The following is a 26,221-nucleotide window of genomic DNA, read 5'->3' as shown; positions in this document are numbered from 1 at the left end:
GCCGGCCTTATTCCGACCCGGGCGACAATGCGCCGTAGACCAGACGATGGATGCCTGCGGCCCGCATCGATGCGCGCGCCTTGCTGCCTGGCGTGGCCTGGATCATCTGGATGCCGATCAGCTTCTCGGTCGGATCAATCCAGAAATAAGTGCCCCAGTGTCCGGCCCAGCCGAAGCTGCCGGGCGATCGGCCTATCCAGCTCCCCGCAGGATTGGTTGTGATGGCAAAGCCGAGTCCGAAAGTGGTGCCCGCACGGGCGCTGACTTCGTCTCCTCCGTAGATCTTGACATCCGGCGGTAGCGCGTTCGTCGTCATCGCCGTCACCGACTGCTGCGACAGCACGCGCACACCATCGAGTTCGCCGCCATTCAGCAGCATCTGGCAGAAGCGGAGATAATCGGGCGCGGTGGAGACGAGGCCGCCGCCACCGGAGAACAGTTTGGTGGGTTTGGTGAAGTCCCAGACCCGCGGCCGTTGCGGCATCGGAGAGTTAACAAGGCGGTCGAGCTTGTCCTTCGGCACGTCGAAGCCGGTGTCGACCATGTGCAGCGGCGTGAACAGACGGCTTTGCAGGAACTGGTCGAGGGGCTGGCCGGAGGCCACCTCGATCACGCGCCCGAGCACGTCGGCACTCCAGCCATATTCATGGGCCTCGCCGGGCTGATGGGCGAGCGGCAGAAGCGACAGTGCGGATACGAAATTCCCGATCGTGTTGTCCCGCCGCCACGTGGTCGCGTCCAGCCAGGCGTAACGCATATGGAGATGCTCAACCCGCGCCTTCTGGTCGGCATCGGCGCCGCCATCAGCCGGAAACGCAAAATCCATTTCGGGATAGGCGATGCCGGAGGTATGGCGCAGCAGGTCGCGAACCGTCATCGGGCGCTTCTGCGGTTCGAGTTGGTCCGCCATCGTGGCCGGGGTCGCCGTCTCGGAGGCGACCCGCATGTTGGCGATCTCGGGCAGATATTTTGCGACCGGCGCGTCGAGCTCGAGCTTGCCGTCATCGACCAGGATCATGGCTGCGACGCTGGTCACCGGCTTCGTCATCGAGGCGATCCAGAAGATCGAGTCCGGTTTCATCGGAACCGTCCTGGCGCGGTCCTGAAAGCCGATCGGTTGCAGATAAGCAAGCTTGCCGCCCTTGGCCACGGCAACGACGGCGCCGGGCACGATGTCCTTCTGGAAGGAGTCGAAGCGTGCCTGATATGACGGCGCGATCCGCGCCAGGCCCGTGGCCGAGAAGCCGATCGCCGCCGGATCGGCCACTTGGGCGAGATCATCGGCGGCCGCCGGCCCCGCCACCGACACCAGCAGCGTCAGCGCAGCGGACAGTTCCAGCAAACGTCTCCGTCGATAAGTCGGTCGATCCTTGTGCGTGGTCATTCGTGCTCTCCGGCGTCAGGCAGCAGGCGCTGCGTCGCCCGACATTGCAGCCGAAGCGCCCGCTTTGGCTCGCCGAACTCCTGGCTTCGGCTAGCCGAATCTTCGGTCTGCCCCGAAAAAGGCTTCAATCGGCGGTGCCCAGCGCCTTCCGCCGGTACTCGGTCGGCGTCATGCCGGTGTCGGCCTTGAAGGCGCGGTTGAAGGGGCCGAGTGACTGGAAGCCGGCATCCATCGCGATGGTCAGCACCGGCACGTCGTTCTGGCTCGGGTCCGACAGCGCGGATTTGGCATCCTCGAGCCGGTAGTGGTTGATGAAGGCGTTGAAGTTGCGATAGCCGAGCCCCTCGTTGATGGCCCGCCGCAGCCGCTCCTCCGGAACCGCGAGCCGCGACGCCAGCGCGCCGATGGTCAGCCGCTCCTGGCGGAAGATGCGCTCCTCCGTCATCACCTGCGCAAGCCGCTTCAGCAGCACGGGGTTGACGCCCTGCGGCAAGGCCTTCGGCTCCACGGCGAGCGCAGCCTCGTCCCGCGCGGGCGGCAGCATCGCGGCAGCGGGGCCGACCGGCGCCACCTGCAGCATGGCCCAGGCCGTCAGCACCGCGAGCGCGATCTGGGCGGTCGCCCTGATCGTGTCGATCACGGCCGGCGTCACCGCAAACCCGCCGATGTCATAGATCGTATTGACGACAATGAAGAGCACGGCGGCGAGCAGGATCACGACACGCAGACGCCGCCGGCCCTGCACCAGATCGTTCCGCCAGGTCGCTGTGGTCTGGGCGACGGCGAGTATGGCGAACAACATCGCCGCAAGCTGCACCGGGCGCTCGGCGGCATGTGCCACCCCTTCCCGGATGCCGTCACCATAGGCGCTCAGCCAGATGCCGACGACGAGCAGCATCCACGGCACCGCATGCCGCGCCCTGGGCACGAAATCATCGTCGAACACCACCCGCGCCCACAGCCAGAACACGGCCGGGCCGCCGGCCGATAGCCCCAGCATGGGCGCGCGCCAGAGCACGCCCGCCTGTTGGAATCCTGGCACCGAGTTGATGATGGATGCGGCGGTGCTGACCATCAGCGCCGCCGTCAACAGCCCGCCCTTGGTCTGGCGCCGGTCGCGCCAGGCAAGGCCCGCGAGCAGCAGGAACAATCCGCACGCCGCGCCGTGGACGCCAAGCTCGACAGCCCTGAACGACATCGGGTTCACGGTACGGCGGCCTCACGCGCGGCGGCGAAACGACTTCGCCTTTACTTCCGGTTCTCCTCGCAAAACTTCAGCGCCGCCAGCGCTTCGCCCATGCGCGAGACCTGGACCTCGACGCTGTCATCATCGTCATCCTCGAAATCGAGCGTCAGCCGCTTGGCCTTCGACAGCCCGTCCAGCAGCGATTGATCGAACGGGAAGGCGCCGCGCACGGCGGTCTTGTCCATGACCTCCCACTTGGCCTTTTTCAGGAGGTCCTTGTCGTCGGTGCCGACGTCGGCTTTGAGGATCTCGCCGACCTTCTCCCATTCCCAGCCGTCATAGATGATCGCGACGACGATGATGTCCTTGGAATAGCTCACCACGACGACATAGTTGCGGTTCTCGTCGTCCTTGTCGGTGTAATCGCGGCTCGCGTTGCAGTGATCGTCCTTCTCGCGCTTCTCGACCGTCCAGTCGCCGACCTTGGCCGTGGCCTGCGCGAGCGCCGACCCACTCATGAAACCGGCGAGCAGCAGCGTCGCCCAGAAAATTCGTATCATCGTCAGCCTCCAGCGTGTTCCCGCGCGAAGCTGATCATCTCCTAAGGGAACCCGCAAGGCTCGACCGTCCGTGAGGGTTCGCGTTGCGCGCACGACCCACATATACTCCGCCGCCGGAGAGCGTGATGAGCACCCCGACTGGAAAAACCACCTTTCGCTTCGTGCTGCTATGGACCGTGCTGCTGTTTGTGGGCTGGATGGCCTGCACGGCGCTGTTCGCGGCAGGTTATGTCGCCGCCGGCATCATCGTCGGCTTCGTCATGACGCTCGCCTTTATCAACCAGTGCATGAAAATCAACAAGCGCCGCAAGCCGCCGGTTCGGCAGGATCAGCAATCGGAGGTCTCGTAGCCCGGAAGCTCATGCGGGTTACGATCTCTACGATCTCAATACAATCCGCCCGTCCCCGACCGCATGATCGTCCTGTCGGCATCAGGCGAAATCACCTGTGCGTTCGGATCGTTGGGATCGACGGCGGCAGCGGCGGCCATGGCGTCGAAGCCTGGCGGCGTCGAGCCCGGCTTGAAGGCTTCCAGCACGGTGCCCGAGGTCTGGCCGGGCGAAGCGCGCAGGCCGGACTTGGAATCGACGCGCACCAGGCGAATGCCCGGCGGCACCTTGAATGGCGTCGCCGGCTTGTCGGCGAGCGCGAGCTTGAGGAAGTCGCGCGCGATGGGAGCTGCCGTGTGACCGGCCTGCGCATTGCGGCCGAGGCTGCGCGGCTTGTCGTAGCCGACATAGAGACCGACCACGAGGTCCGGCGAGAAGCCGACGAACCACAGATCCTTCGCCTCGTTGGAGGTGCCGGTCTTGCCGGCGATCGGCTTGCCGACGTCCTTGATCACGGTGGCGGTGCCGGCCTGCACGACGCCTTCCATCAGCTCGGTGATCTGGTAGGCGCTCATGGGATCGAGCACCTGCTCGCGGCGGTCGACCAGTTGCGGCTCCGGCTGGTTCTTCCAGCCTTCCGGCGCGTCGCAACCGCGGCATTCGCGCTGGTCGTGCTTGAAGATGGTGCGGCCGTAGCGATCCTGGATACGGTCGATCAAGGTCGCCTTCACCCGGCGGCCGCCATTGGCGAACATCGAATACGCCGTCACCATGCGCATGACAGTGGTCTCGCCGGCGCCAAGCGAATAGGACAGATAGTTTGGTAGGTCGTCATAGACGCCGTAGCGCTTGGCGTATTCGCCGATCAAGGGCATGCCGATCTCCTGCGCGAGGCGCACGGTGACGGTGTTGCGCGACAGGCGCAGCGCGTTGCGCAGCGTCATCGGGCCCATGTATCGGCCGACGTCGAAGTTCTCCGGACGCCAGACCTCGCCCTGCCCCTGGTCGATCTCGATCGGCGCGTCGGCCAGCACGCTCGAACCGGTATAACCATTGTCGATCGCCGCCGAATAGACGATCGGCTTGAAGGTCGAGCCCGGCTGCCGATACGCCTGGGTCGCGCGGTTGAACTGGCTCTGGTCGAAGGAGAAGCCGCCGACCATCGCCTTGACGCGGCCGGTCAGCGGATCCATCGCCACCATCGCGCCGGAAATCTCCGGGATCTGGCGCAGCCGGTACTGGCCCTCGACACGTTGGCCGTCCTTGCCGAACAGCGGGTCGGCATAGATGACGTCGCCGGGGCGCAGCACCTGCGCCACCGAGGTCGGCGGCTTGCCGCGGGTGGCATCCGACTTCGCCCACTTCACGCCCTCGAGCGAGACCAGCCCGGTCTCACGCTGCTTGGAGATGGCGCCGCCGAGCTCGCGGCCCGGCTGAAATCCAACCCGCGCCGACTGATCGTTGACTTCGAGGACAACAGCCATCCGCCACGGCGAGATGTCGTTGAGCGATTTGACATCGGCGAGCGTCACGCCCCAGTCGCCGGACAGATCGAGCTTGCTGATCGCACCGCGATAACCCTGCGCCTCGTCGTAGTTCACGAGGCCGGCCACCATCGCCTTGCGCGCCATCGCCTGGATCTTCGGATCGAGCGTAGTGCGCACCGACAGCCCGCCCTCATAGAGCTTCTTCTCGCCATAGCGCTCGAAGATGTCGCGGCGGACTTCCTCGGCGAAATATTCGCCCGAGAAGGTGTGCGCGCCATTGGAACGGCTGGTGACGACCAGCGGCTCCTTGCGCGCCTTCTCGGCGTCCGCGGCGCTGATCCAGCCATTGTCCTGCAGGCGGTCGATCACATAGTTCCGCCGCTCGATGGCGCGCGCCTTGTTGCGCACCGGATGCAGCGTGGTCGGCATCTTCGGCAGCGCCGCGAGATAGGAGGCTTCGGCGATCGTCAGCTCATCCACCGGCTTGTCGAAATAGACCAGCGAGGCCGCCGCGATGCCGTAGGCGCCGAGGCCGAGATAGATCTCGTTCAGATACAGTTCGAGGATCTTGTCCTTCGAGTAGGTCTTCTCGATCCTCATGGCCACCAAGGCTTCCTTGATCTTGCGGGTGAAGGAGACCTCGTTGGTCAGAAGGAAGTTCTTGGCGACCTGCTGGGTGATGGTGGACGCGCCCTGCGGACGGCGGTTGGAGCCGAAATTCTGGATGTAGGCGACGCCGGCGCGCGCCATGCCGGTGTAGTCGATGCCGCCATGCTCGTAGAAATTCTTGTCCTCGGCGGCGAGGAACGCGTTGATCACGAGTTTCGGCACCGCCTGGATCGGCAGATACAGCCGGCGTTCCTTGGCGAACTCGCCGAGCAGCGAGCCGTCGACCGCGTGCACGCGGGTCATCACCGGCGGCTCATAGTTCTGCAGCTGGGTGTAGTCAGGCAGGTCCTTGGAAAAATGCCAGATCCCGGCCGCAACCGCGGCCACGCCAACCAGAAAAATGACTGTTCCTGCGGTAAACAGGAAACCAAAAAATCGCACCAGTAATCGCATCAGCAGGTCCCGATGGCGGACCTATGGGCATATTCGAACCGGCCGCCAGCCAAATCGACCGCCGGTATAGCGGTCGATTGGGGCACTCGCAATTCAACACCGAGGAATTATCAGGGGGTTAGCGCCCAACTTATGCCATAGAGCGCCTGACGCGCCGGCCAAATCAACGCCCGTAGAAGCCCGGTCTGGTCCGGGATGGCGCCCACCGGGGCTCATGCCGACGAGATCTGATCTCCCCGCTCGACAAGATGCGCCCGCGAGGGCGACGGATCGAAGCGGTCGCCGAAATACTGGGTCTCGTGGGCCACGAGGCCCTCGCGAAATTCCATGATGCTCACGACGTAGGACGGCACGCCGTCATAGGTCAGGACGTATTCGGTGATCCAGAGATCGTCACCCCCGATCATGCGCCGGACCGCAAAGCGCTTCCTGTTCGGCTGCACGAAGCGGCTTTCCTGGATGTTCCGCCGGCCGCGGATCCGCTCGCCCGATTGCGGATAATCGAGCACGGCATCCTCGCGATAGATGTCATGCTCGGCCTCGAAATCATTGGCATCCGACGCATCCCAATGGCGCCGCAGGGCGATCAACCTGGCTTGATTATCCATCGCGATCTCCGTCCTTTTCCGCGCGCCCGCCGGGTCGTATCATATCCTCGTCTTCAGTCTTGTGGGCACCCGCTTGGGCGATCTCGAGCCAATCTACTCAACGACACGGATGGAATCGGTGGCGCAATTCGTCACCGCGCATTACCCGCTGCCGCTTCCGCTCGATTGCCGAATGGTGAACCGCGGCTTCAACGACACCTATGCCCTCACCGCCACCGACGGCACCCGTTACATGTTTCGCCTGTCGCATCATCGTGCGCGCGGGCCGGCCGATGTCCGGACCGAGACGGAGTTCATCACCCATCTGGCGCGATCGGGCGTGCCGGTCGCATCTCCGGTCCCGACCCGCGACGGTGCACTGTTCGCGCGCGGGCGCGCGGCCGAAGGGATGCGCGAAGGCGTGCTGTTCGGGGCGCTCGACGGTCGGATGCCCGAACTGAACTCGGCCGCGGACGCGCGCGCCAATGGCATCACGCTGGCGAAGATGCACAATGCCGCCGAGACCTTCGTGCTAACCGCCCCGCTCTACCGGCTCGACCTCGATCATCTCCTGCACCGCCCGATGGCGCGGATCCAGGGCAGCGGTGTGGTCGACAAACCCGGCGCGCTCGCCGAGCTCGAAGGCCTCGCCGCGCGCACCGCCGCGAGCATCGAAGCGTTCGACGATCTGACCTGGACGCATTGCCACGGCGACTGCCACGGCTTCAACGCGCGCATCATGACAAACGGCGAAGCCGCCTTCTTCGACTTCGACGATGGCGGCCGTGGCTACCTCGGCTATGATCTGGGCGTCTTCCTGTGGGCAAAAATCTCCTTCGGCCGCAAGCTGCACACGATCTGGGATGCCTTCATCGAGGGCTACCGCACCATCCGCCCGATCAAGCCCGACGATCTCGAAGCCGCGCACGCCTTCGTCATCGTCAGGCATCTCTGGGTGATGGGCGAATACGGCAGCCGTGTCGGCGAATGGGGCACCGAGCCGATCAGCTGGATCGGCCGCGAGGTGGATTTTCTGAAGGGATGGGAAGTGGATCGGCTGGGGACGAGGTTGTTTTGAGGGTACGAATCGTAGGGCGGATTAGCGCAGCGTGATCCGCCATTCTCACCGCGGATAACGAGTGGCGGGTTACGCTCCGCTAACCCGCCCTACATGTCGCCTCGCTAAAACATCCCGTTCGCATTGGCGGCGGTTTCGGGGATCGCTTGGCGCACGTCCCAATGTTCGACGATCTTGCCGCCTTCAAGCCGGAACATGTCCACGATCGCCAACCCCAAATCTTCCGGCTGAAGCTTGGCGTGGACATGGAGGACCACAAAGTCACCGTCGGAGAAGGCGCGTTTGACATCGGCGCGAACTCCGGGGAATTGCGTCTTCAGGTCCTGAAACAACGCACGAAATCCTTCAACCCCATCCTTGCTCCTGGGATTATGCTGGATGAAATGTGGTCCGAGATAGGCCGCGGCCTCATCGATGTTCGACCGATTCAGGGCCGCATCGTAGAACGCCAGGACAGTCCGCTTGTTGGCCTCCCGGACATCGTCTGCGGCGTGCGCGGGCGTGGCCCCGGCCGCTGTTGCGGCTGCCAGGCCAAATCCGAAGGCTCTTCGATCAGTCATCATCTTTCTCTCCCTTGGCTATTATGGACCGAATGGTCCATAATTTGACAAAAAAATTATGCGAGGGCTTTCATGATCGTTGCGAGCGACTTCTTTCGTGCATCTCCCGCCATATTGGCGCGGCCCAGAACCTGCAGCCCATAGAGATTCGCGACCAGAAAGGTCGACAATACGCGCGCATCGGCATCGGCCGCGAACTGCCCGGCCTCCTGTCCCCGCACGATCGCGTCGCGGTAGGCTTCTTCGAGGAGTTCCAGCCCGCGCCGGACGCGCATGCGCACGAGCTGATCATGCCCGCCGCGTTCGATCGCGCAAACCTGAAGAAAGCAGGTTTTGGAAGTCGGTTGAAAGCCGAGGATCTTTTCGAAGCTCCTGATGATAGCGGCGCGGGGCGATCCACGCCGCAGATCGTCGATGTTGGCTTGCAGCACAGTCTCGATGTAGCGGTCGAGAGACGCCAGCAGCATGTCGTGCTTGCTGCCGAATGCACCGTAGAAGCTGCTTTTGCTGAGGCCCACTTCGCTCAGCAATCCATCGAGCGACGTTGCCTCATAGCCGCCGCGCCAAAATAGCTGAAGCGCGCCATCCAGGACCTGCTCGTAATCGAATTCTCTCAGCCGCGCCATCTTTTCCGGACCGATTAGTCCGGAATTAGATATCTGGGCAGACTGTGGGAGTCAATCTCTCATCCGAGCGAATCGATGTCAGGAATCCGTAGCTCGGATGATCGGTCGGCCTGCCCGCGCATATCGCTGCACCCGGTCTTCCCCGCGCCCTCGCACCCAGGAGACGGCGGAACGAGACGAAAAACGCGGGCGCTTTGCACCGCGAGACCCTATCGCCATGTCCGCAGCCCTGCCCTGCGTCGGCCTCGAAACCAAGATGACACTGCGCGAGTTGAGGCAGGCCCACGATGCCGAGGTCCGGTCAGGTCCAATTAACCTGACCTCACAAAGGGCCTTGCCTCGTCACAAAGGGGCTTGAGGAACTCGCGCAAATAGTCTGCATTTGGTTCCCAAGAGCCTGCTCCAGAACGCGGCTGGGAAATGTCGGGAGGAGACCATGAACGCAATACGGAATGAGCCGCTGTCACGACATGCCCTCGCCTATGTGCTGGCGGGCGGCCGCGGCAGCCGACTGATGGAGCTGACCGACCGCCGGGCCAAGCCTGCCGTCTATTTCGGCGGCAAGACCCGCATCATCGATTTCGCGCTGTCGAATGCCGTCAATTCCGGCATCCGCCGCATCGCGGTGGCGACGCAATACAAGGCGCACAGCCTGATCCGACACCTGCAGCAGGGCTGGAACTTCTTCCGCCCGGAGCGCAACGAGAGTTTTGACATCCTGCCCGCCAGCCAGCGTGTCTCGGAATCGATGTGGTATGTCGGCACGGCGGATGCCGTGTACCAGAACATCGACATCATCGAATCCCACGGCGCCAAGTTCATCGTCATCCTGGCCGGCGATCACATCTACAAGATGGATTACGAGTTGATGCTGCGCCAGCATGTCGACAGCAAGGCCGACGTCACGGTCGGCTGCCTGGAGATGCCGCGCGCGGAATCCTCCGGCTTCGGCATCATGCATATCGACGAGGACGGGCTGATCAAATCCTTCCTGGAAAAGCCCAAGGACCCGCCACCGATGCCGGGCAAGTCCGACGTATCACTCGCCAGCATGGGCATCTATGTCTTCGATTCCAAATTCCTGTTCGAGGAATTGCAGCGCGACGCCGCCGATCCGAACTCGGCGCATGATTTCGGCAAGGACATCATCCCCCATATCGTCAAGCACGGCCGTGCCATCGCGCACCAGTTCTCGACCTCCTGCGTCCGCTCCGGCGGCGAGCCGCATGCCTATTGGCGCGACGTCGGAACGGTGGATGCCTATTGGTCCGCCAATATCGATCTCACCGACGTCGTGCCCGAGCTCGACCTCTACGATCGCGAATGGCCGATCTGGACCTATGCCGAGATCACCCCGCCGGCCAAATTCGTCCATGACGAGGAGCACCGGCGGGGACAGGCGGTGTCGTCGCTGGTGTCGGGCGGCTGCATCATCTCGGGCGCGTCGCTGAAGCGCTCGCTGCTGTTCACCGGCGTGCACGTCAACTCCTACGCCAGTGTCGAGAACACCGTGATCATGCCCTATGTGAATGTCGGCCGCGGCGCGCGGCTGAAGAACGCCGTGGTCGACCGCGGCGTCATCATTCCCGAGGGCCTGGTGGTCGGCGAGGATCGCGACGAAGACGCGAAGCGTTTCCGCACCACCGAGAACGGCATCTCGCTGATCACACAGGCGATGATCGACAGGCTCGGTGCATGAGTTCGATCCGCGTCCTTGCGGTCACGTCGGAAATCTATCCGATCATCAAGACCGGTGGGCTGGCCGATGTCGCCGGCGCGCTGCCGGGCGCGCTGACCGAGCACGGCATCGCGACGCGGACCCTGGTGCCCGGCTATCCCGCCGTGCTCGCGGCGCTGCCGCAGGCGGAGACATTGTTGCAATGGCCTGAATTTTACGGCGGGCCGATCCGCCTGCTCGCCGGCCACCATGCCAGCCTCGATCTGCTCGCGCTCGACGCGCCGCATCTCTATGCGCGGCCGGGTAATCCCTATGTCGGGCCTGACGGCCGCGACTGGCCGGACAACGGCATCCGCTTCGCGGCGCTGTCGCGCATGGCGGCGGAGATCGGCGTCGGCGCGATCCCGTCATTCGTGCCCGACATCGTGCACGCCCATGACTGGCAGGCGGGGCTGGCGCCGGCGCATCTCTATTACGGGCGACGGCCGCGGCCGGGCACCGTGATGACCGTGCACAATCTCGCCTATCAGGGCCAGTTCTCGCCGGAGATGCTCGCGGGGTTCGGCCTGCCGCCGGAGGCCTATGCCCTCCACGGCGTCGAGTATTACGGCACGATCAGCTTCCTGAAGGCCGGCCTGCAATATGCCGACCGCATCACCACGGTGTCGCCGACCTATGCGCAGGAGATCCAGACCGACGATGGCGGCATGGGCCTCGGCGGCCTCTTGCGCGAGCGCACGGGCGTGCTGAGCGGGATCTTGAACGGCATCGACATCGCGGTCTGGAATCCCGAGACCGATTCCACCATCGCCTCGCGGTTCGGCGCTGGCGATCTCACCGCGCGTGCGGCCAACAAGGTGGCGCTGCAGCGGCAGTTCGGTCTCGATGCCGCGCCGGACACGCTGCTGCTCGGCGTCATCAGCCGGCTGTCCTGGCAGAAGGGACTCGACCTGCTGCTCGACAATATCTCGACCATCCTCGGCCAGGGCATGCAGTTCGCGCTGCTCGGCAGCGGTGATGCCGACCTGCAGGATCGCTATCGCGCGACGGCTGAAGCCAATCCCGGACGGATCGGCGTCAAGATCGGCTATGACGAGACGCTCGCGCACCTGATCCAGGCCGGATCGGACGCGCTGATCGTGCCCTCGCGCTTCGAACCCTGCGGTCTGACGCAGCTCTGCGCGCTGCGCTATGGCGCGGTGCCGATCGTCTCGCGGGTCGGTGGCCTCGAAGATACCGTGGTCGATTTCGAGGGCACGCCGCTCAGCGGCGATGCCGCCACCGGCTTCAAGTTCGGCCCTGTCACGTCAGACGATCTCGGCCGCGCGCTGCGCCGCGCCGCGATCGCCTATCACGACAAGCAGGCGTGGCGAACGTTGCAGCAGAACGGCATGTCGACCGACGTGTCCTGGCGCAACCGCGCCGGCCGTTACGCGGCGCTGTATCGGGAGATCGCACGACGTTAATTACTGACCGGCCGGCTTGGCGCGGACCATCCTGTAAACGCGGTTGTTCAGCGCGAACATCGCGGCATCACCGGCGAAATGGAAATCGATCGCGCCCTCGCAGCCGGTCTCGAGCGTCGGAACCTTGCTGCCGGCAAATCCAAGCGTAGCCGCCTGCGCCTTCGGCCGGGTCAGATTGCCCTGGAACAGCATGTCGGGGTCATACTGCTTGATCTCGTAATGCGGCTTGCGGCATCCAAGCGGCGCCGGTGCCTCGATCCGGTCGGCGCGAAACACCACGGTCTTGCCGATCAGCGCCTTGAGGTCGGACGCGACAGGCTTGTCGGCGGGCGAGGCCCACGGCGCTGGCTCCGAGCCCTGCACCGTCCAGCTGCCGAGATAATCGGGCGATGCCGCCCGTCCCATGCCCGATGCCGCAACGCCAAGGAGCGCCACAGCCGCCATCATCAAAGCCCTGTTCATATCGCCCCTCATGCTCAGCGCCGGTTCCCGATTGGTCGCACGCTGACACCCCGTGGTTCGATCCCGTCCTGGTTGGCCTCCGTCTTGCTGAAGCGGACACACCAAGAAACACATGGATACAACCAGAGATCGAGGCGTGTCATGACAGCACAGATGGTTCCGGGGTCGGGTCGATTTGAGGCACTCGATGCCATGCGCGGCCTTTGCGCGCTGCTGGTGGTGATGTTCCACATCCCGATTTACCATGCGCTGAAGGGCGTGCCGGCGTTCGCCAACTTCCAGTTCTGCGTCGACATGTTTTTCGCCCTCTCCGGCTTCGTGCTCTACCACGCCTACGCCCACCGTCTCGGCGATAGCGAGGGCGGCGTCCGCTTTGCCGTAGCGCGGTTCGCGCGGCTGTGGCCGCTGCATATCGTGATGCTGCTGGCCTTCGTCGGGATCGAGGTGGTCAAGCTCGCCTTCCTGCGCGCCGACGGCGCACTGGCGCTGGACTCAAAGCCGTTCGGCGACGGCCACACGCTGTGGGAGGTCATCACCAATGTGTTTTTCCTGCAGTCGTTCAACCTGCATGACGGGCTGACCTGGAACGGCCCGGCCTGGAGCGCGGCGGTCGAGTTCTACGTCTCGCTGCTGTTCGCCGGCATCGTCATCCTGTTCCCGCGCCGGCGCCGCGAGATCTTCCTCGGCCTTTGCCTTGCGGCAGGCATGCAGCTGTTCGAGCGCTCGCCGCACACGTTGTTCGTCTCGACCGACTGGGGCATGCTGCGGGCGATGTTCTCGTTCTTCGCGGGCTGCCTGACCTACGAGATGCGGATGCACTCCAAAGGCAAGCTCGCAACGCCGAACATGCTGGAGGCCTGGTGCGTGATCCTGGTCGCCGCATTCTTCCTGACGATCCCGCAGGGCGGCCTGCAATACATCTTCCCGCTGCTATCAGCGATCGTGATCTACGTGTTCTCATTCGACCAGGGCCGGATCTCGGTACTGCTGCGCTCGACGGCGCTGCAGCGGCTCGGGCTGTGGTCGTACGCGATCTACATGATCCACACTTTCCTGTTCCAGGTGATGAAGATGGCCGCGTCCTATCTCGGCCACAAATTGCACATCGATCTCGTCGGCTGGCACAACAATGAGAAGCTGATGCTGCTGGGCACGCCGACGCAGGCAATCTGGCCTGCGATCATCATCTCGATCGTGCTCGTGATTCCCTTCGCCGCCCTCACCTATCATCTGATCGAGAAGCCCGCGATCGACGCCGGGCGGCGCTATCTGGCCGGTCAGGCCAACGCGCTCAGCCCGACGGGCTGGCTCGGTTCCGCGCTGGCGCGCGCCACCTATCTGCGCCGCCGCGCGACGCTGATCGCCGCAGCGGAGCTGCGCTTCACCCGCGATGCCTTCAATGGTTATGCACATCCGGCCGCGGGTCGGCGACGAAGCTCGCGCGGTTTGGCATCCTGATGCCGGCCAGCGTTTTCGCATCGAGCACGGCATCGGCTGCCACGATGCCGTTGAGATTGAGGATGTAGGCAGAGACGGCGTAGACGTCGTCGTCGCTGAGCGATTGCGGCGCGTTCTGCGGCATCGCGCGGCGGATGTAGTCGAACAGCGTCGGCGCGTAGGGCCAGTAGCTGCCGACGGTGCGCACCGGTTTGGCGCTGGCGAGCGTGCCCTGCCCGCCGACCAGCCGGTCGCCCACCGCGCCCTGCCCCTCGGCGCCGTGACACGCGGCACATTGCTCTGCGAACACTGTGCGGCCCCGCGCGACGCTACCGCTGCCCGGCGGCAGATTCTCGCCGTCGCGGCCGATGTCGATGTTCCAGCCGGCGATCTCGGCCGGCGTCGCCGCGCGGCCGATGCCGAAGCGCTCCTCCGCCCGCGCAGCAACCGTTGCGGCCACGATCAGAAGTGCGGCGATCCGCAGCTCACGCCTGGCCATTGCTCACCTCGCCACTGCCATCGATGCGCCACGGCCAGATCGCGTTGTTGTGGTAGAAATGATTGGCGCCGCGCACCGCCAGCAATTCCGCCAAGGTCGGCTGCACGTAACCGGTTTCGTCGACGGCGCGGCTCTGGATCAGCGCCGGCTTGCCGTCCCACTGCCACGGCAGGCGGAAGCGGGTCAGCGCCCGCGTCAGCACCGGCTCCTGCAGCTCCGCACTCTGCCAGTTCCGACCTTCGTCGACCGACACCTCCACCCGCTTGATCTTACCGTGTCCGCTCCAGGCGATGCCGGTGATTTCGTGAAAGCCGGGCGCGCCGAGCTTCTGTCCGCCCGAGGGCCGCGTGATGATCGACTTGGCTTCCATGGTGAAGGTGAATTCACGCGACGTACCATCAGGCATCAGGTCGGTATATTTCGACGTCTCCTCGCGCGAATAGACGGGCTCGGCGACGACCTTGAGGCGGCGCAGCCATTTCACGTTCATGTTGCCTTCGAAGCCCGGCAGCAGCAGCCGCAGCGGATAGCCCTGCTGCGGCCGCAGTCGCTCGCCGTTCTGGCTGTAGACCAGCATGGCATCGTCGAGGCATTTCTCGATCGGAATGCTCCGCGTCAGCGCCGCTGCATCGGCGCCCTCGGCGACGATCCATTTCGCGCCCGGCTGCAGCCCGGCCTCGTTCAGCACGGTTTTCAACGGCACGCCGGTCCATTCCGCGCAACTGACGAGCCCGCACAGATCGGAGGCCGTCTTGCCGTACGGCTTCGTGTAGACGGGATTGCCGGAGCATTCGATGAAATGAATGCGCGACTGCGAGGGAAAGCGGCGGATGTCCTCCATGGTGAACACCAGCGGACGATCGACCATCCCATGCAGCATCAGCCGGTGCTGCGCCGGATCGATGGTCGGCACGCCGCCGTGATGGCGTTCGTAGAACAGGCCGTTCGGCGTGATGATGCCGTCGAGCTCTTGCAGCGGCGTGCGGCCCGAGGCGGAAATATATTGCGGCAGCGTCTTGGAGATATTCTTGACGACGCCCTTCTCGTAAGCCGACGGCGCGCCATAGGGCTGGCTGCCCATGGGATCGCCGGGCGTCTTCATCCATTCAGGGACGTTCGGCGGCAGGTTGGCCCCGTTGTCAGCGAGCGCCGTCGTGCCACCGAGCCCTGCCACCGCAGAGCCGCCGGCCAGTGCCGCACCCGCCTGAAGGAAATGCCTGCGAGACGCCTCTCGCACGCGCTTGTCCGTCGTCTGTTCGCTCATCGACGTTTTCCCGTGACGTTTATTATTGCGCCCGAGCCTAGCATCAAATGCCGGATCGTCCGCAATGATCCGCCGCGTTGTCCGCGATCAATTGCCCGCGACGACGGGCAGTTTGGCGATCGAGCGAATGCCTGGCCGGCCGCGCCAATGGATCTGCGACGGATCGACCGCGAGCTGCAATCTTGGCCAGCGCGTGAACAGCGCCTGCAGCGCGCAGGCGGCCTCGATGCGCGCGAGCTGATGGCCGAGGCAGAAATGGATGCCGGTGCCGAACGAGATGTGCCGGTTCGGCCTGCGTTCGAGATCCATTCGTCCGGGATGATCATGGGCCTGCGAATCGAGATTGGCGGCCGCGATCATCACCATGACGCGGTCGCCCTTGCGCAGTTGCACACCGTCGAGCTCGATGTCCCGCCGCACGTAGCGCGGCTTGGAAAACTGCACCGGCGAGACGAAGCGCAAGAATTCCTCGACCGCAAGCCCGACGCGTCCCCAATCCGCTGCCAGCCAGTCGCGCCGCGCGGGGTCCTTCAGCAGCTCATAGACCGAGCCGCTGATCAGATGCGTGGTCGTCTCCGATCCCGCGGCGAGCAGCAGGAATATCATCGAGACCATCTCGTCAGCGCTGATGCGTCCGCGCTCCTTCTCGACCTGCACGAGCTCGGCGATCAGCCCCTCGCCGCCCTGCTCGCGCGCGATGCGCAGGCGCTCCTCGAAATAGCGGCGCATCTTCCTGACGCTGCCGATCATGCGCAGCAGGCTGAAGGCGCTGCGCAGCTGCGACATCGAATTGGCCCAGGCGATGAATTTGGGTCGATCCTCGGTCGGCAGGCCCAGCAGCTCGGAGATCACAGACAGCGGCAGGATGCGCGCATAGCGCTGCACCAGATCGGCAGGACTGCCTTCAGCAAACAGGTCGTCGGCCAACCGATCGGCGATGGCGCGGATGTGCGGCTCCATGTCGAGCACCGCGCGGCGGCGGAACGCCTCGTCGACGATGCCGCGCAGCCTGGCATGGTCAGGCTCGTCCATGGTCAGCATGTTGTTGGCGAGCACCGCGAACGATCTCGGCACCCACCAGCTGAGCCCGGCGACGGCGCCGCCCTCCTTGCGCAGCGTGAAGGTTGCGCCGTCCTTCAGGACGGCGGCGGTCGTCTCGTAAGTCGTGGTGATCCAGACCCGGCCCACGATCGGGAACCGGGTCTTGATCAGCGGCCCCTCGGCCCGCAGCGCGGCAATGCTGGCCGCAGGGTCGCGAAAAAAGGCATCGCTGGTGAAATCGGGCTGAAAGGGCATGCGCCGTCCCCGGTATTGGCTCCCGGAAGATGGGGCGCGCCGCGCTGCCCGCAAGGTCGACCTCGGGCCGGCCGGTTATGGTTAACGAGAAATTAACGAATGTGGCGACATGGTCGGCCGAGGCCGGAATCGGGCACGGCGGAGAAACGATGTTCGACACAATCATCCTGCTGACGGGCGCAGTGGAGCAAGCTCCGCTGACGACCAAGCTGCGCCGGCACCGTCCCGACCTGGCGATCACGGCGGTCGAGACCGCCGAGGATCTCGCCAAGCTCAGCCCGACGTCGCTGCACCGTGCGCGACTGATCGGCTTCGCAACGCCGGTTGTCGTGCCGCGCCAGATGCTGAATGCGCTCGGCTACGGCGCCTACAATTTCCATCCCGGCCCACCGCAATATCCGGGCTGGGCGCCCGCGCATTTTGCGCTCTACGACCAGATCGATCAGTTCGGCATCACGCTGCACGAGATGGCCGAACGCGTCGATTCCGGCGCGATCAACGAAACGGCATCGTTCCCGATTCCGGCAGGCACCGACGTCGCTGCGCTTGAAAGCCTGACCTACACCCATCTGGTCAAGCTGTTCTGGGACATGGCCCCGACGCTTGCGACGCTGGCGACGCCGTTGCCGCGCCGCTCGGTCTATTGGGGCAACAAGCGCAACTCGCGCCAGGCCTATCGCGACATCTGCGAGATTCCGCTCAACATCACCCGCGACGAACTGCACCGGCGCATGCACGCCTTCGGCGGCAACGATTTCGGCATCGCGCCCTCGATCCATCTGCACGGCGTCGAGTTTCGCGCCGTGAGGCCGGAAAAGGCCGCCTGAGCTCAGCCCTTGAACGGCGGTGTGCCGTGGGTGTGGAACGATTCGATCGTCTTCAGCCCCCAGGCCTGGCCCTTCTTGCGCTCCTCCTCCGTCCACACGATCGGCTTCCAGTCCGGCGCGAGAATCAGGCGCGCGCCGGCGTTGGCGACCTCGACGCGGTTGCCGCCGGGCTCGTAGACATAGAGGAAGAAAGTCTGCTGGATCGCGTGCTTGTGCGGCCCGGTCTCGATGTGGATGCCGTTCTCCAGGAAAATATCAGCCGCGCGAAGAATCTCTTCGCGGCTGTCGAGCGCGTAGGTGATGTGGTGGAAGCGCCCCTTCTGCCCGTAGTGGTCACGGGTGTAGGCGAAGTCGTAGCTTTTGTTCGACATCGTCATCCACATCGCCGCCTCCGTGCCGTCGTTGAGCACGATCTGCTCGGTGGTGCGCAGGCCGAGGTAGTTCTCGAAGAACAGGCGATTGGCCTTGATGTCGACGGCCAGGCAATTGAGGTGGTCGAGCCGGCGGACGTTGACGCCGCGCGCCGGGAAGCGCTGCGCCTGATTCTTCAGCGCGGGCTTCAGCTCGGCCGGCGCCTGGTACCATTCGGTCTCGTAATAGAGCTCGACGATATGGCCGTCGGGATCGCGGCAGCGGAACGCGGGGCCCTGCCCCATGTCGCCGTCGACCCAGCCGATGTCGAAGCCACTGCCCTTCAGCGCAGCAACACGGCGCTCCAGCGCCTGCTGGCTGCGGGCGCGCAGCGCCATGTGCTCCATGCCCGAGGTGTTCGACGCCGTGAGCTTCAGCGAGTAGCGCTCATAGTCGTCCCAGCCGCGCAGATAGACCGACTCGCCCTTTTGGCCGCTGACCGTCATGCCCATGACGTCGACGAAGAACTTCAGGCTCTCGTCGGGCTTGGGCGTCAGCAATTCCATATGCCCGAGATGGGCGAGATCGAAGATCGGTTCCGGCTGCATCTGGCTGTCTCCTCTCCGCGACAAGCGCGGACTCGCGCCGCACCAGGGCGCGGTGCGGCGCACCGGCGCCAGAATACCAGACGCGAGACATGCGAAAATGTGCGGCGCGCAACGGCTGCGCACCTATTTGTACTACTGTACAAAAGATCAGGTCACGTCAACAAAAATGTGGAGCAGACCAGCCATCGGGAATTCGCGGTTCGGACGACGAAGGTTATCCCCGAGACATCGTCACCGTGATCGGCGCCGGCGCATGCGGGCGGGACGAGACGGCGGAGACGGTGAGCGCAACGGCGAGCGCGCAGACCATGCCGAGCTTCATCCGCGCGGTGCGCTGATCCGTCATCGGCAGGAAAAAGAAGAACGCCATCGCAAGAACGAGCAGCGTGTTGATCAGGAAGTACATGGCGAGGCCCTCTTGTTGCACGGGCACAAGATTGGCAGCTGGCCCCGGCAGGCTCCGTGGCCGACGTCACACTGATGATGGATGGTTCGCGCCGTTCAGGCGACCGATGCGGCCTTCCTGCCGTACGACAGCAGGAACGGCCGAATGTCGGACGCCGGGATCGGACGGCTGAACAGAAAGCCCTGCATCTCGGTGCAGCCGAGGATGCGCAGCCAGTTGCGCTGCTGCTCGGTCTCGACACCCTCCGCAGTCGTGCTCATGTCGCTGGCGGCGGCGATATTGACCACGGCCTGCACGATCGCGGACGAGGCGCCGGCACTCGCGAGGTCCTTGATGAAGGACCGATCGATCTTGATCTTGTCGAACGGGAAGCGTTGCAGATAGCTGAGCGAGGAATAGCCGGTCCCGAAATCATCCAGCGCGATGCGAACGCCGAGCTCGTGCAATTGATAGAGCATGTCGAGCGCCGCCTCGTCGTCGCGGATCAGCACGGCCTCCGTGATCTCGAGCTCGAGCCGCGAGGCTGGGAGGCCGGAGACCGCGAGCGCGGCGGCGACGTTCAGCGCGAGCGTCCGGCTCTTGAACTGGATCGGCGAGACGTTGACGGCGACATGAACATGATCCGGCCAGTTGACGGCCTCGGCGCAGGCGGTGTTCAGCACCCAGTGGCCGAGCTCGTTGATCAGGCCGGTGTCCTCGGCGACAGGAATGAAATCGGCCGGCGAGATCATGCCGCGCTCCGGATGCCGCCAGCGCAGCAGCGCCTCGCAGCAGCTGATCCTGTCGTGCTCCAGGTGCAGGAGCGGCTGATAGTGCAGCTCGAAACCGCCATCGGAGATCGCCTGGCGCAGCTCGAGCTCGAGGCTGCGCCGCGCCTTGGCGCGGGCATCCATCCCGGCCTCGAAGAAGCGGTAGGTGCGCCGGCCGTCGCCCTTGGCGCCGTAGAGTGCGAGGTCCGCATTGCGCAGCAGCTCGTCGAGATCGAGGCCATCGCCCGGCGCCATCGCGATGCCGATGCTGGCGTCGGTGGTGATCAAGTGGCCAGCGCATTCCATCGGCTCACGGATCGCCTGATAGATCGCGGCCAGCAATTGCATCGTCTCGGTCTGCGAGCGCACGGCGGTCTGGATCACCGCAAACTCGTCACCGCCAAGCCGTGCCGTGACGTCGGTCTCCCTGAGACACGAGCGCAGGCGATCGGCGATGCTCTTGAGCAGCTCATCCCCGATCTGGTGGCCGAGCGCGTCGTTGACGCTCTTGAACTCGTCGATGTCGATATACATCACGGCGAGCTGCTCGCCGGGCCGGATCGCCTTCAGCGCCTGCTCCAGCCGCTCGCGGAACAGCACGCGGTTCGGCAGAGTGGTCAGCGCATCGTAATGCGCCATATGCGCGATCTTCTCGTCGGCCCGCGTGCGCTCGGTGATGTCCTCGATGGTCGCGACCCAGCCGCCGACCTTCAGCGGCTTGTTGACGATCTCGATGGCGCGCCCGCCGGGCGCCTCCGTCAGCTGACGCGTCGCCTTGCCGAGCGAGACGGTGCGGATGATGGCGTTGCAGAACTCATCGACGTCGCCGTCGAACGAGCCGGTCTCCTGGCGATGAGCGATCAGCCGCTGCATCGTGCAGCCCTGCTTTGCCACGTCGGGAGAGAGGCCGAACATCTCGATGTAGGGCTGGTTGCAGATGATGATCCGCGCCTGCGCGTCGTAGAGCACGAGCCCCTGCGGGATGTTGTTGACGGCGGTCGCGAGGTGACGCCGCTCGGCGGCGAGCTTCTCGTCGGAGATCTGATGGCGCTTCAACAGCAGGACGACGATCACGGCCAGGATGACCATGCCGGTCATCAGCATGCCTTCGCGAAAGCTCCAGCCTGATGTCGCAGTCCCAAGCAGGCTGCCGACCAGGATGCCGGCGCAGAACGCAAGCCCCCTCGTGGCGCCCGCCTCGACGGCCGGCTCCCCAGCATTCCCCCGCGATGGCTTGCCGTGCTCGATGCTCACGCGCTGTTTCTCCCCCGCACCGCATGGTTACGCAGCACAGATGGAAAGGGCGTTACAACTTGCGGTTAGCGAACGGTTATCCGATACCCGACTCGTCCATCGCGCGCAGCGCGGTACCACGATGCGGGCGATGCCGAGGACGCGGCAGCGCCGTCGTCGGAAATGGTGAATCAATCCCTAACCGAAATATCCCGAAACAAACGCCATGCCGCCGGAAAGTGGCGATTAGCCAGCGTAATCGGTTCCCCAGGCCGGGTTTGACCGCATCGTAAACGAAAACCTGACGGAGATATCGCGGATTTAGCCAAACCGGAACCGTGGCGACTTAACGCTTTCTCCAGTCCCGTCCCCGAAAATCAGGCCCAGCAGAATTTCAGGACATGCCAGGTTTACATCCGTGACATCCTTTGGACGTGTGATTTCCGTGCGCGGCTCGCAAGCCAGGGTTGGGCTCCTTGCGGCCAACCAGATCCCACTCGCGGAGATGCGCGCCACCGTCGGCCGCTTCGTCAGCCTGCGCTGCGCCTCCTCGGTCATCGTGGCCATGATCACCGAGGTGACGTGCGAGAACCTGCCGGTATCGGACCAATACTCGGCAACTGCATCCGTCGACCTGCTTGGCGAGATCCTGGGCGGCGACCGGCCGAAATTCCAGCGCGGCGTGACCCATTATCCGACCATCGGCGACACCGTCGAGCTGATCACCAGCCAGGAGCTGCGCACGGTCTATGCGCCGTCGGGATCGGACCAAATCAACGTCGGCACCCTGCAACAGGACCGTTCGATCATCGCCTATGTCGACGTCGAGGAGATGCTGTCGAAGCATTTCGCCGTGCTCGGATCGACCGGCGTCGGCAAATCGACCGGCGTTTCGCTGCTGCTCAACGAGATCCTGAAGTCGCGCCCAAACCTGCGCATCTTCCTGCTCGACGTCCATAACGAATATGGCCGCTGCTTCGGCGAGCGCGCCCAGGTGCTCAACCCGCGCAACCTGAAACTGCCGTTCTGGCTGTTCAATTTCGAAGAGATCGTCGACGTTCTGTTCGCCGGCCGCCCCGGCGTCGCCGAGGAGCTCGACATCCTCGCCGAAGTCATTCCGATGGCGAAGGGCATCTACACCCAGTACCAGAACGCCGACCGCGTCGGCCTCGGACTGAAGCGGATCGACCCGAAGCAGATCGGCTACACCGTCGACACGCCGGTGCCGTACCGCCTGGTCGACCTGCTCTCGCTAATCGACGAGCGCATGGGCAAGCTGGAGAACCGCTCCTCGCGCATCATCTATCACAAGCTGATCTCGCGCATCGACGCGGTGCGCAACGACCCGCGCTACGCCTTCATGTTCGACAACGCCAATGTCGGCGGCGACACCATGGCGGAAGTGATCAGCCATCTGTTCCGCCTGCCGGCCAACGGCAAGCCGATGACCATCATGCAGCTCGCCGGCTTCCCGGCCGAAGTCGTCGACTCCGTGGTGTCGGTGCTGTGCCGCATGGCGTTCGATTTCGGCCTGTGGAGCGACGGCGTCTCGCCGATGCTGTTCGTCTGCGAGGAAGCCCACCGTTACGCCTCCGCCGACCGCAATATCGGCTTCGGTCCGACCCGCAAGGCGGTGTCGCGCATCGCCAAGGAAGGCCGCAAATACGGCGTCTATCTCGGCCTGATCACCCAGCGTCCGGCCGAGCTCGACGCGACCATCATTTCCCAGTGCAACACGCTGTTCACGATGCGCCTCGCCAACGACCGCGACCAGGCGCTGCTGCGCTCGGCGGTCTCAGATGCGGCTGCGAACCTGCTGTCCTTTGTGCCGTCACTCGGCACCCGCGAGGTGCTGGCGTTCGGCGAAGGCGTGGCGCTGCCGACGCGCCTGCGCTTCAAGGAAGTGCCGCCGCATCAATTGCCGCGCGGCGAAGCCACCATCGCCACCGTGCCGTCGGTCTCGGCCGGCCACGACATGCATTTCGTCAGCGCGGTGCTGGAGCGCTGGCGCGGCGCAACCTCGCAACGCGATTCCGCTCCGAATGATCCCGGCATTAATGAGCGGCCAATGCAGCGCCCGATGACGCCCGTCGAAGCGCCGATGCTGCAGCCCTCGATGGGCCTCGATCCCGACCGCTTCTCGCTTCTCAAGAAGCCGCTGCGCTAACGCCAGGTCAAGGCGCTTCCAAGGCGCCTTGCACTGCCTCCATCATGGACTATGGTTCCGCCAACGCCGCATCAAGCGGCATGCCGGAACCTCGTCATGACGCAATCGCCCGCAAAACGCTTCGCCGCGCCGCCCCTCGACAAGCTGCCGGAGGACATCCGCACCCGCATCCTCGCGGTGCAGGAAAAATCCGGCTTCGTGCCGAATGTCTTTCTGACGCTGGCCTATCGTCCCGACGAGTTTCGCGCCTTCTTCGCCTATCACGACGCGCTGATGGAGAAGGACTCGGGGCTCTCCAAGGCCGAGCGCGAGATGATCGTGGTGGCGACCTCGGCGGCCAACCAGTGCCAATATTGCGTGATCGCCCATGGCGCGATCCTGCGCATCCGCGCCAAGAACCCAGTGATTGCCGACCAGATCGCGGTCAATTACCGCAAGGCCGACATCACGCCGCGCCAGCGCGCGATGCTCGACTTCGCGATGAAGGTCAGCCGCGCGGCCGAGGAAGTCTCGGAGGCTGACTTCGCAGCACTGGCAGCCCATGGCTTCAGCGACGACGACGTCTGGGACATCGCCGCGGTCGCGGCGTTCTTCGCGCTGTCGAACCGGCTCGCCAATGTCACCGCGATGCGCCCGAACGACGAATTCTACATGCTCGGGCGGCTGCCGAAGTAAGGAGCGCAATTGGCCGACTCGTACGAGATCATCCTGCGCCTTGGCGCCGCTACACTCGCGGGCGGCCTGATCGGCCTCGACCGCGACTTGCGCGGCAAGCCGATCGGACTGAAGACGCTCGGCCTGGTCAGCCTGTCCACCGCAACCGTCGTCCTGTTAGCCGTTCAATACGCCGACGCCGGCAAGCTCGGCGACCCGGCGAGCCGCGTCATCCAGGGCATTCTCACCGGCATCGGCTTCATCGGCGCCGGCGTGATCGTGCGACGTGGCGACCGGGCACGGGTTCATGGTCTGACCAGCGCCGCCTGTGCGTTCTTTGCCGCAGTCGTCGGAATCCTCTGCGGCGCCGGACAATGGCCGATCGTCGGCACCGCGCTGGTGATGGCGCTGGTGCTGCTGACGTTCGGTCAACGCATCGAACGCGGGCTGCACCGCCTGCTCGGCGGCAAGGACGATGCGCACGCGCCAGAGAACGATCAGTCGTCGGATGCCGGCCCGCACCAACCGGGCAGATAGACCGCATCCTTGCTGCGGCCGACGGCCAGGCCCTTTTCAAGGGCTTTTGCGAAATTGTCCTCGACGGTCTTGCGCGGGATGTGGCGGCGCAGGAAATCGGCCCACAGGAATTCGCTGAACGGCGTCGTGTCCTTGGCGAAGCCTCCGGCGCGGCGCATCTCGCCGGCGAGGCTGCGATAGGGATCGTCCTTCAGGTTGGCGATCGATTTCGGGATGTCCTTGAAGTGCCGGCGCTCGCCCTTGGAATCGTACGGATAGACCCAACGCTTGTTGTCCATCACGCCCCAGAACGCATCGCGCTCGACCATCCTGAGATCGCCGATCACGGTCACCAGGATATCCTTGACGCCTTCATCATGCAGCGCGCGCGCCAGATGATGGTGATCGACCACGTAGTAGCGGTCGTCCGGACCGTGCACGACGGGAATCATGTGCTTGCCGAGTTGCTCGGCGCGCTTCTCCTTCTTCACCTCACGCCAGCGCTTGCGCTTCTCCTTCACCTCGCGCATGCCGACCGTCATCTGGGTCGGGCGCAGCGACAGGATCGGGATCGGTTTGACATAGGGTTCGCGCGTGTTGCCCATCAGACTTGCTCCCGTTTGACCGGCGCTCCGGAATGGGTTCCATTATGACAGAATGTCGCAGGTGTAAAAGCATAGCTTGGTCATCGCAAACTGCAGGCATCGCGCGCCCCCGCGCGTTGGCTTGCAAGCATATCGGCGATCCCCCGCTGCGGCGCACACATCGCCTGCGGTCGCGGTCGACTTGCGACTGCGGAGAAGTTCCTCACGCGCTTTCAAAACCTGAATACCACCTCTGCGCGCACCAACAATTTACGTGTGAAGCGCGGCGAACATGCTAAACAAAGAGCGCGACGCGATTGGACTGACAGCAGTGAAGACCCAGCGGCCAATTCCCTCGGATGACGAGCACGTTGTGCTCAAATTCCGGCCGCGCACATCGGCCGAGCCACCCGGTCACCCCCGCGAATCCATCCGCGCCACGCGCCCCGCCCCGGCCGCCAACGATCTCTCCCGCTACGAGAAGCCGCGCGAGGAGCCGGACGACTTCCGCCAGCGCATGCTCGCCAATGTCGCGGCCTTCGCCTTCACGGTGGCGCTGACCGCGATCGGGATCTGGCTCGCGATGAGCATCGCCGACCTCCGCAAGACCCAGGACTGCGTGCTGATGGGTCGGCGCGATTGCGCCAAGATTTCGGTGATGCCGCGAACTTAAGCCCGAACTCCCCCCGGAACCTGCCCCAAAAACCGTCCCCGGCCGGCTGGCCAAGCTCCATTGAACTAACCGCCATGCTCCGATATACGGGCACACGACTCCGGCAGGGGGAATTGGGCATTCCGGGGCGACGCGCCCGCCTCCTCCAAGCCGTCCCGGATTTATCTCCAATATATCAAAGGCTTAATGATGTCTTCCACCTACGATCAGATCGCCAATATTATCGCGGAGACCTGCGACATCCCGCGCGACACGATCAAGCCGGAGAGCCATGCGATCGACGATCTCGGGATCGACAGCCTCGACTTCCTGGACATCGCCTTTGCCATCGACAAGGCCTTTGGGATCAAGATGCCGCTCGAAAAGTGGACCCAGGAGGTCAACGACGGCAAGGCAACCACCGAGCAGTACTTCGTGCTGAAGAACCTCGCCGACCGGATCGACGAACTGGTTGCAGCCAAGAACGCGGGTGCGGGCACGGGCTCGTAATCG

Annotated in this window: 25 protein-coding genes and 1 pseudogene; 11 read left to right on the top strand and 15 right to left on the bottom strand. The window is 64.5% G+C overall.

Features of this window, described 5'->3' with window-relative positions:
- Positions 1 to 7: 7 nt before the first annotated feature.
- The 3 genes from JQ604_RS05935 to JQ604_RS05925 all read right to left on the bottom strand — a co-directional run bounded on the left by JQ604_RS05935 (position 8) and on the right by JQ604_RS05925 (position 3,130).
- Complete coding sequence (locus tag JQ604_RS05935; RefSeq protein ID WP_212354260.1) at positions 8 to 1,384, bottom strand: serine hydrolase domain-containing protein; 1,377 nt, start codon at positions 1,382 to 1,384, stop codon at positions 8 to 10.
- Between the two features lie 124 nt (positions 1,385 to 1,508).
- A complete protein-coding gene (locus JQ604_RS05930) occupies positions 1,509 to 2,582 on the bottom strand; it encodes a helix-turn-helix domain-containing protein (protein ID WP_212354258.1) in 1,074 nt (357 codons plus the stop codon).
- Positions 2,583 to 2,632: 50 nt separating this feature from the next.
- Positions 2,633 to 3,130: a hypothetical protein gene (locus JQ604_RS05925; protein ID WP_212354257.1), complete on the bottom strand. Its 498-nt coding sequence runs from the start codon at positions 3,128 to 3,130 to the stop codon at positions 2,633 to 2,635.
- 125 nt (positions 3,131 to 3,255) lie between these two features.
- Between JQ604_RS05925 and JQ604_RS05920 the strand changes: the two genes are divergently transcribed.
- Positions 3,256 to 3,480 (top strand): hypothetical protein, encoded by a 225-nt coding sequence (locus JQ604_RS05920; protein WP_212354255.1) that lies wholly within the window; start codon positions 3,256 to 3,258, stop codon positions 3,478 to 3,480.
- Positions 3,481 to 3,515: 35 nt separating this feature from the next.
- On the opposite strand, the gene JQ604_RS05915 is transcribed toward JQ604_RS05920, so the two are convergent.
- Both JQ604_RS05915 and JQ604_RS05910 read right to left on the bottom strand, forming a co-directional pair.
- The gene (locus tag JQ604_RS05915; RefSeq protein WP_212354253.1) at positions 3,516 to 6,008 is read right to left on the bottom strand and encodes a penicillin-binding protein 1A; all 2,493 of its coding nucleotides are present in this window, start codon (positions 6,006 to 6,008) and stop codon (positions 3,516 to 3,518) included.
- Between the two features lie 212 nt (positions 6,009 to 6,220).
- Positions 6,221 to 6,616, bottom strand: coding sequence for a nuclear transport factor 2 family protein (locus tag JQ604_RS05910; RefSeq protein ID WP_212354251.1), 396 nt, complete (start codon positions 6,614 to 6,616; stop codon positions 6,221 to 6,223).
- 73 nt (positions 6,617 to 6,689) lie between these two features.
- On the opposite strand from JQ604_RS05910, the gene JQ604_RS05905 reads away from it, so the two are divergent.
- Complete coding sequence (locus tag JQ604_RS05905) at positions 6,690 to 7,673, top strand: phosphotransferase enzyme family protein (protein ID WP_212354249.1); 984 nt, start codon at positions 6,690 to 6,692, stop codon at positions 7,671 to 7,673.
- Between the two features lie 104 nt (positions 7,674 to 7,777).
- On the opposite strand, the gene JQ604_RS05900 is transcribed toward JQ604_RS05905, so the two are convergent.
- The gene (locus tag JQ604_RS05900; protein WP_212354247.1) at positions 7,778 to 8,236 is read right to left on the bottom strand and encodes a nuclear transport factor 2 family protein; all 459 of its coding nucleotides are present in this window, start codon (positions 8,234 to 8,236) and stop codon (positions 7,778 to 7,780) included.
- A 53-nt stretch (positions 8,237 to 8,289) separates the two neighbouring features.
- A complete protein-coding gene (locus JQ604_RS05895; RefSeq protein WP_212354245.1) occupies positions 8,290 to 8,859 on the bottom strand; it encodes a TetR/AcrR family transcriptional regulator in 570 nt (189 codons plus the stop codon).
- A 436-nt stretch (positions 8,860 to 9,295) separates the two neighbouring features.
- On the opposite strand from JQ604_RS05895, the gene glgC reads away from it, so the two are divergent.
- Positions 9,296 to 10,558, top strand: a complete 1,263-nt coding sequence (glgC, locus tag JQ604_RS05890; RefSeq protein WP_212354243.1) for a glucose-1-phosphate adenylyltransferase — start codon at positions 9,296 to 9,298, stop codon at positions 10,556 to 10,558.
- Positions 10,555 to 12,003, top strand: a complete 1,449-nt coding sequence (gene glgA / locus JQ604_RS05885; protein WP_212354241.1) for a glycogen synthase GlgA — start codon at positions 10,555 to 10,557, stop codon at positions 12,001 to 12,003. The genes glgC and glgA overlap by 4 nt, the downstream gene beginning before the upstream one ends.
- Here the strand turns inward: glgA and JQ604_RS05880 are convergent, their stop codons facing one another.
- Positions 12,004 to 12,465, bottom strand: coding sequence for a hypothetical protein (locus JQ604_RS05880; RefSeq protein ID WP_212354239.1), 462 nt, complete (start codon positions 12,463 to 12,465; stop codon positions 12,004 to 12,006). It lies immediately after the preceding gene.
- A gap of 141 nt (positions 12,466 to 12,606) precedes the next feature.
- Here JQ604_RS05880 and JQ604_RS05875 point away from each other — a divergent pair, with 141 nt between their 5' ends.
- The gene (locus JQ604_RS05875) at positions 12,607 to 13,923 is read left to right on the top strand and encodes an acyltransferase family protein (RefSeq protein WP_212354237.1); all 1,317 of its coding nucleotides are present in this window, start codon (positions 12,607 to 12,609) and stop codon (positions 13,921 to 13,923) included.
- Here the strand turns inward: JQ604_RS05875 and JQ604_RS05870 are convergent.
- The 3 genes from JQ604_RS05870 to JQ604_RS05860 all read right to left on the bottom strand — a co-directional run bounded on the left by JQ604_RS05870 (position 13,862) and on the right by JQ604_RS05860 (position 16,961).
- Entirely contained in the window at positions 13,862 to 14,401 is a 540-nt protein-coding gene (locus JQ604_RS05870; RefSeq protein WP_212354235.1) for a c-type cytochrome, read from the bottom strand. The two genes, JQ604_RS05875 and JQ604_RS05870, sit on opposite strands and share 62 nt — an antisense overlap.
- On the bottom strand, positions 14,388 to 15,665 hold the full coding sequence (gene soxC, locus JQ604_RS05865; RefSeq protein WP_212354233.1) for a sulfite dehydrogenase: 1,278 nt from the start codon (positions 15,663 to 15,665) through the stop codon (positions 14,388 to 14,390). The genes JQ604_RS05870 and soxC overlap by 14 nt, the downstream gene beginning before the upstream one ends.
- An 87-nt stretch (positions 15,666 to 15,752) precedes the next feature.
- Positions 15,753 to 16,961, bottom strand: a complete 1,209-nt coding sequence (locus tag JQ604_RS05860; RefSeq protein WP_212354231.1) for a cytochrome P450 — start codon at positions 16,959 to 16,961, stop codon at positions 15,753 to 15,755.
- A gap of 149 nt (positions 16,962 to 17,110) precedes the next feature.
- Here JQ604_RS05860 and JQ604_RS05855 point away from each other — a divergent pair, with 149 nt between their 5' ends.
- Positions 17,111 to 17,788 carry a formyltransferase family protein gene (locus JQ604_RS05855; RefSeq protein WP_212354229.1) on the top strand — a complete coding sequence of 226 codons (678 nt, stop codon included), beginning with the start codon at positions 17,111 to 17,113 and terminating at the stop codon, positions 17,786 to 17,788.
- A 2-nt stretch (positions 17,789 to 17,790) separates the two neighbouring features.
- On the opposite strand, the gene JQ604_RS05850 is transcribed toward JQ604_RS05855, so the two are convergent.
- From JQ604_RS05850 to JQ604_RS05840, 3 genes and pseudogenes are all read right to left on the bottom strand, one after another.
- Entirely contained in the window at positions 17,791 to 18,747 is a 957-nt protein-coding gene (locus JQ604_RS05850) for a catechol 2,3-dioxygenase (protein ID WP_212354227.1), read from the bottom strand.
- Positions 18,748 to 18,961: 214 nt separating this feature from the next.
- Complete coding sequence (locus JQ604_RS05845) at positions 18,962 to 19,153, bottom strand: hypothetical protein (RefSeq protein WP_212354225.1); 192 nt, start codon at positions 19,151 to 19,153, stop codon at positions 18,962 to 18,964.
- Positions 19,154 to 19,248: 95 nt separating this feature from the next.
- Positions 19,249 to 21,006, bottom strand: a pseudogene (locus tag JQ604_RS05840) (putative bifunctional diguanylate cyclase/phosphodiesterase); the annotation flags it as partial.
- A gap of 547 nt (positions 21,007 to 21,553) precedes the next feature.
- Here JQ604_RS05840 and JQ604_RS05835 point away from each other — a divergent pair.
- The 3 genes from JQ604_RS05835 to JQ604_RS05825 all read left to right on the top strand — a co-directional run bounded on the left by JQ604_RS05835 (position 21,554) and on the right by JQ604_RS05825 (position 24,493).
- Positions 21,554 to 23,302, top strand: a complete 1,749-nt coding sequence (locus JQ604_RS05835) for an ATP-binding protein (protein ID WP_212354223.1) — start codon at positions 21,554 to 21,556, stop codon at positions 23,300 to 23,302.
- Between the two features lie 96 nt (positions 23,303 to 23,398).
- On the top strand, positions 23,399 to 23,977 hold the full coding sequence (locus JQ604_RS05830) for a peroxidase-related enzyme (RefSeq protein WP_212354221.1): 579 nt from the start codon (positions 23,399 to 23,401) through the stop codon (positions 23,975 to 23,977).
- Between the two features lie 9 nt (positions 23,978 to 23,986).
- Complete coding sequence (locus JQ604_RS05825; protein ID WP_212354218.1) at positions 23,987 to 24,493, top strand: MgtC/SapB family protein; 507 nt, start codon at positions 23,987 to 23,989, stop codon at positions 24,491 to 24,493.
- Here the strand turns inward: JQ604_RS05825 and JQ604_RS05820 are convergent.
- Positions 24,454 to 25,077, bottom strand: a complete 624-nt coding sequence (locus tag JQ604_RS05820) for a ParB-like protein (RefSeq protein WP_212354216.1) — start codon at positions 25,075 to 25,077, stop codon at positions 24,454 to 24,456. The two genes, JQ604_RS05825 and JQ604_RS05820, sit on opposite strands and share 40 nt — an antisense overlap.
- A 310-nt stretch (positions 25,078 to 25,387) precedes the next feature.
- Here JQ604_RS05820 and JQ604_RS05815 point away from each other — a divergent pair, with 310 nt between their 5' ends.
- Both JQ604_RS05815 and JQ604_RS05810 read left to right on the top strand, forming a co-directional pair.
- Positions 25,388 to 25,729, top strand: a complete 342-nt coding sequence (locus JQ604_RS05815; RefSeq protein WP_212354661.1) for a hypothetical protein — start codon at positions 25,388 to 25,390, stop codon at positions 25,727 to 25,729.
- A gap of 189 nt (positions 25,730 to 25,918) precedes the next feature.
- Positions 25,919 to 26,218 carry an acyl carrier protein gene (locus JQ604_RS05810; RefSeq protein ID WP_212354214.1) on the top strand — a complete coding sequence of 100 codons (300 nt, stop codon included), beginning with the start codon at positions 25,919 to 25,921 and terminating at the stop codon, positions 26,216 to 26,218.
- Positions 26,219 to 26,221 lie beyond the last annotated feature (3 nt).

It is taken from the genome of Bradyrhizobium jicamae (assembly GCF_018130695.1).
GTDB lineage: Bacteria > Pseudomonadota > Alphaproteobacteria > Rhizobiales > Xanthobacteraceae > Bradyrhizobium > Bradyrhizobium jicamae_B.
The sequence above is the reverse complement of the archived record's forward strand: the minus strand, read 5'-3'. Positions and strand labels throughout refer to the sequence as shown.

Excerpts from the sequence above, each read along its gene's own strand:
- JQ604_RS05935 (WP_212354260.1), bottom strand. The coding sequence starts at position 1,384 with ATGACCACGCACAAGGATCGACCGACTTATCGACGGAGACGTTTGCTG.
- JQ604_RS05930 (WP_212354258.1), bottom strand. The coding sequence starts at position 2,582 with ATGTCGTTCAGGGCTGTCGAGCTTGGCGTCCACGGCGCGGCGTGCGGA.
- JQ604_RS05925 (WP_212354257.1), bottom strand. The coding sequence starts at position 3,130 with ATGATACGAATTTTCTGGGCGACGCTGCTGCTCGCCGGTTTCATGAGT.
- JQ604_RS05920 (WP_212354255.1), top strand. The coding sequence starts at position 3,256 with ATGAGCACCCCGACTGGAAAAACCACCTTTCGCTTCGTGCTGCTATGG.
- JQ604_RS05915 (WP_212354253.1), bottom strand. The coding sequence starts at position 6,008 with ATGCGATTACTGGTGCGATTTTTTGGTTTCCTGTTTACCGCAGGAACA.
- JQ604_RS05910 (WP_212354251.1), bottom strand. The coding sequence starts at position 6,616 with ATGGATAATCAAGCCAGGTTGATCGCCCTGCGGCGCCATTGGGATGCG.
- JQ604_RS05900 (WP_212354247.1), bottom strand. The coding sequence starts at position 8,236 with ATGATGACTGATCGAAGAGCCTTCGGATTTGGCCTGGCAGCCGCAACA.
- JQ604_RS05895 (WP_212354245.1), bottom strand. The coding sequence starts at position 8,859 with ATGGCGCGGCTGAGAGAATTCGATTACGAGCAGGTCCTGGATGGCGCG.
- glgC (WP_212354243.1), top strand. The coding sequence starts at position 9,296 with ATGAACGCAATACGGAATGAGCCGCTGTCACGACATGCCCTCGCCTAT.
- glgA (WP_212354241.1), top strand. The coding sequence starts at position 10,555 with ATGAGTTCGATCCGCGTCCTTGCGGTCACGTCGGAAATCTATCCGATC.
- JQ604_RS05880 (WP_212354239.1), bottom strand. The coding sequence starts at position 12,465 with ATGAACAGGGCTTTGATGATGGCGGCTGTGGCGCTCCTTGGCGTTGCG.
- JQ604_RS05875 (WP_212354237.1), top strand. The coding sequence starts at position 12,607 with ATGACAGCACAGATGGTTCCGGGGTCGGGTCGATTTGAGGCACTCGAT.
- JQ604_RS05870 (WP_212354235.1), bottom strand. The coding sequence starts at position 14,401 with ATGGCCAGGCGTGAGCTGCGGATCGCCGCACTTCTGATCGTGGCCGCA.
- soxC (WP_212354233.1), bottom strand. The coding sequence starts at position 15,665 with ATGAGCGAACAGACGACGGACAAGCGCGTGCGAGAGGCGTCTCGCAGG.
- JQ604_RS05860 (WP_212354231.1), bottom strand. The coding sequence starts at position 16,961 with ATGCCCTTTCAGCCCGATTTCACCAGCGATGCCTTTTTTCGCGACCCT.
- JQ604_RS05855 (WP_212354229.1), top strand. The coding sequence starts at position 17,111 with ATGTTCGACACAATCATCCTGCTGACGGGCGCAGTGGAGCAAGCTCCG.
- JQ604_RS05850 (WP_212354227.1), bottom strand. The coding sequence starts at position 18,747 with ATGCAGCCGGAACCGATCTTCGATCTCGCCCATCTCGGGCATATGGAA.
- JQ604_RS05845 (WP_212354225.1), bottom strand. The coding sequence starts at position 19,153 with ATGTACTTCCTGATCAACACGCTGCTCGTTCTTGCGATGGCGTTCTTC.
- JQ604_RS05830 (WP_212354221.1), top strand. The coding sequence starts at position 23,399 with ATGACGCAATCGCCCGCAAAACGCTTCGCCGCGCCGCCCCTCGACAAG.
- JQ604_RS05820 (WP_212354216.1), bottom strand. The coding sequence starts at position 25,077 with ATGGGCAACACGCGCGAACCCTATGTCAAACCGATCCCGATCCTGTCG.
- JQ604_RS05810 (WP_212354214.1), top strand. The coding sequence starts at position 25,919 with ATGTCTTCCACCTACGATCAGATCGCCAATATTATCGCGGAGACCTGC.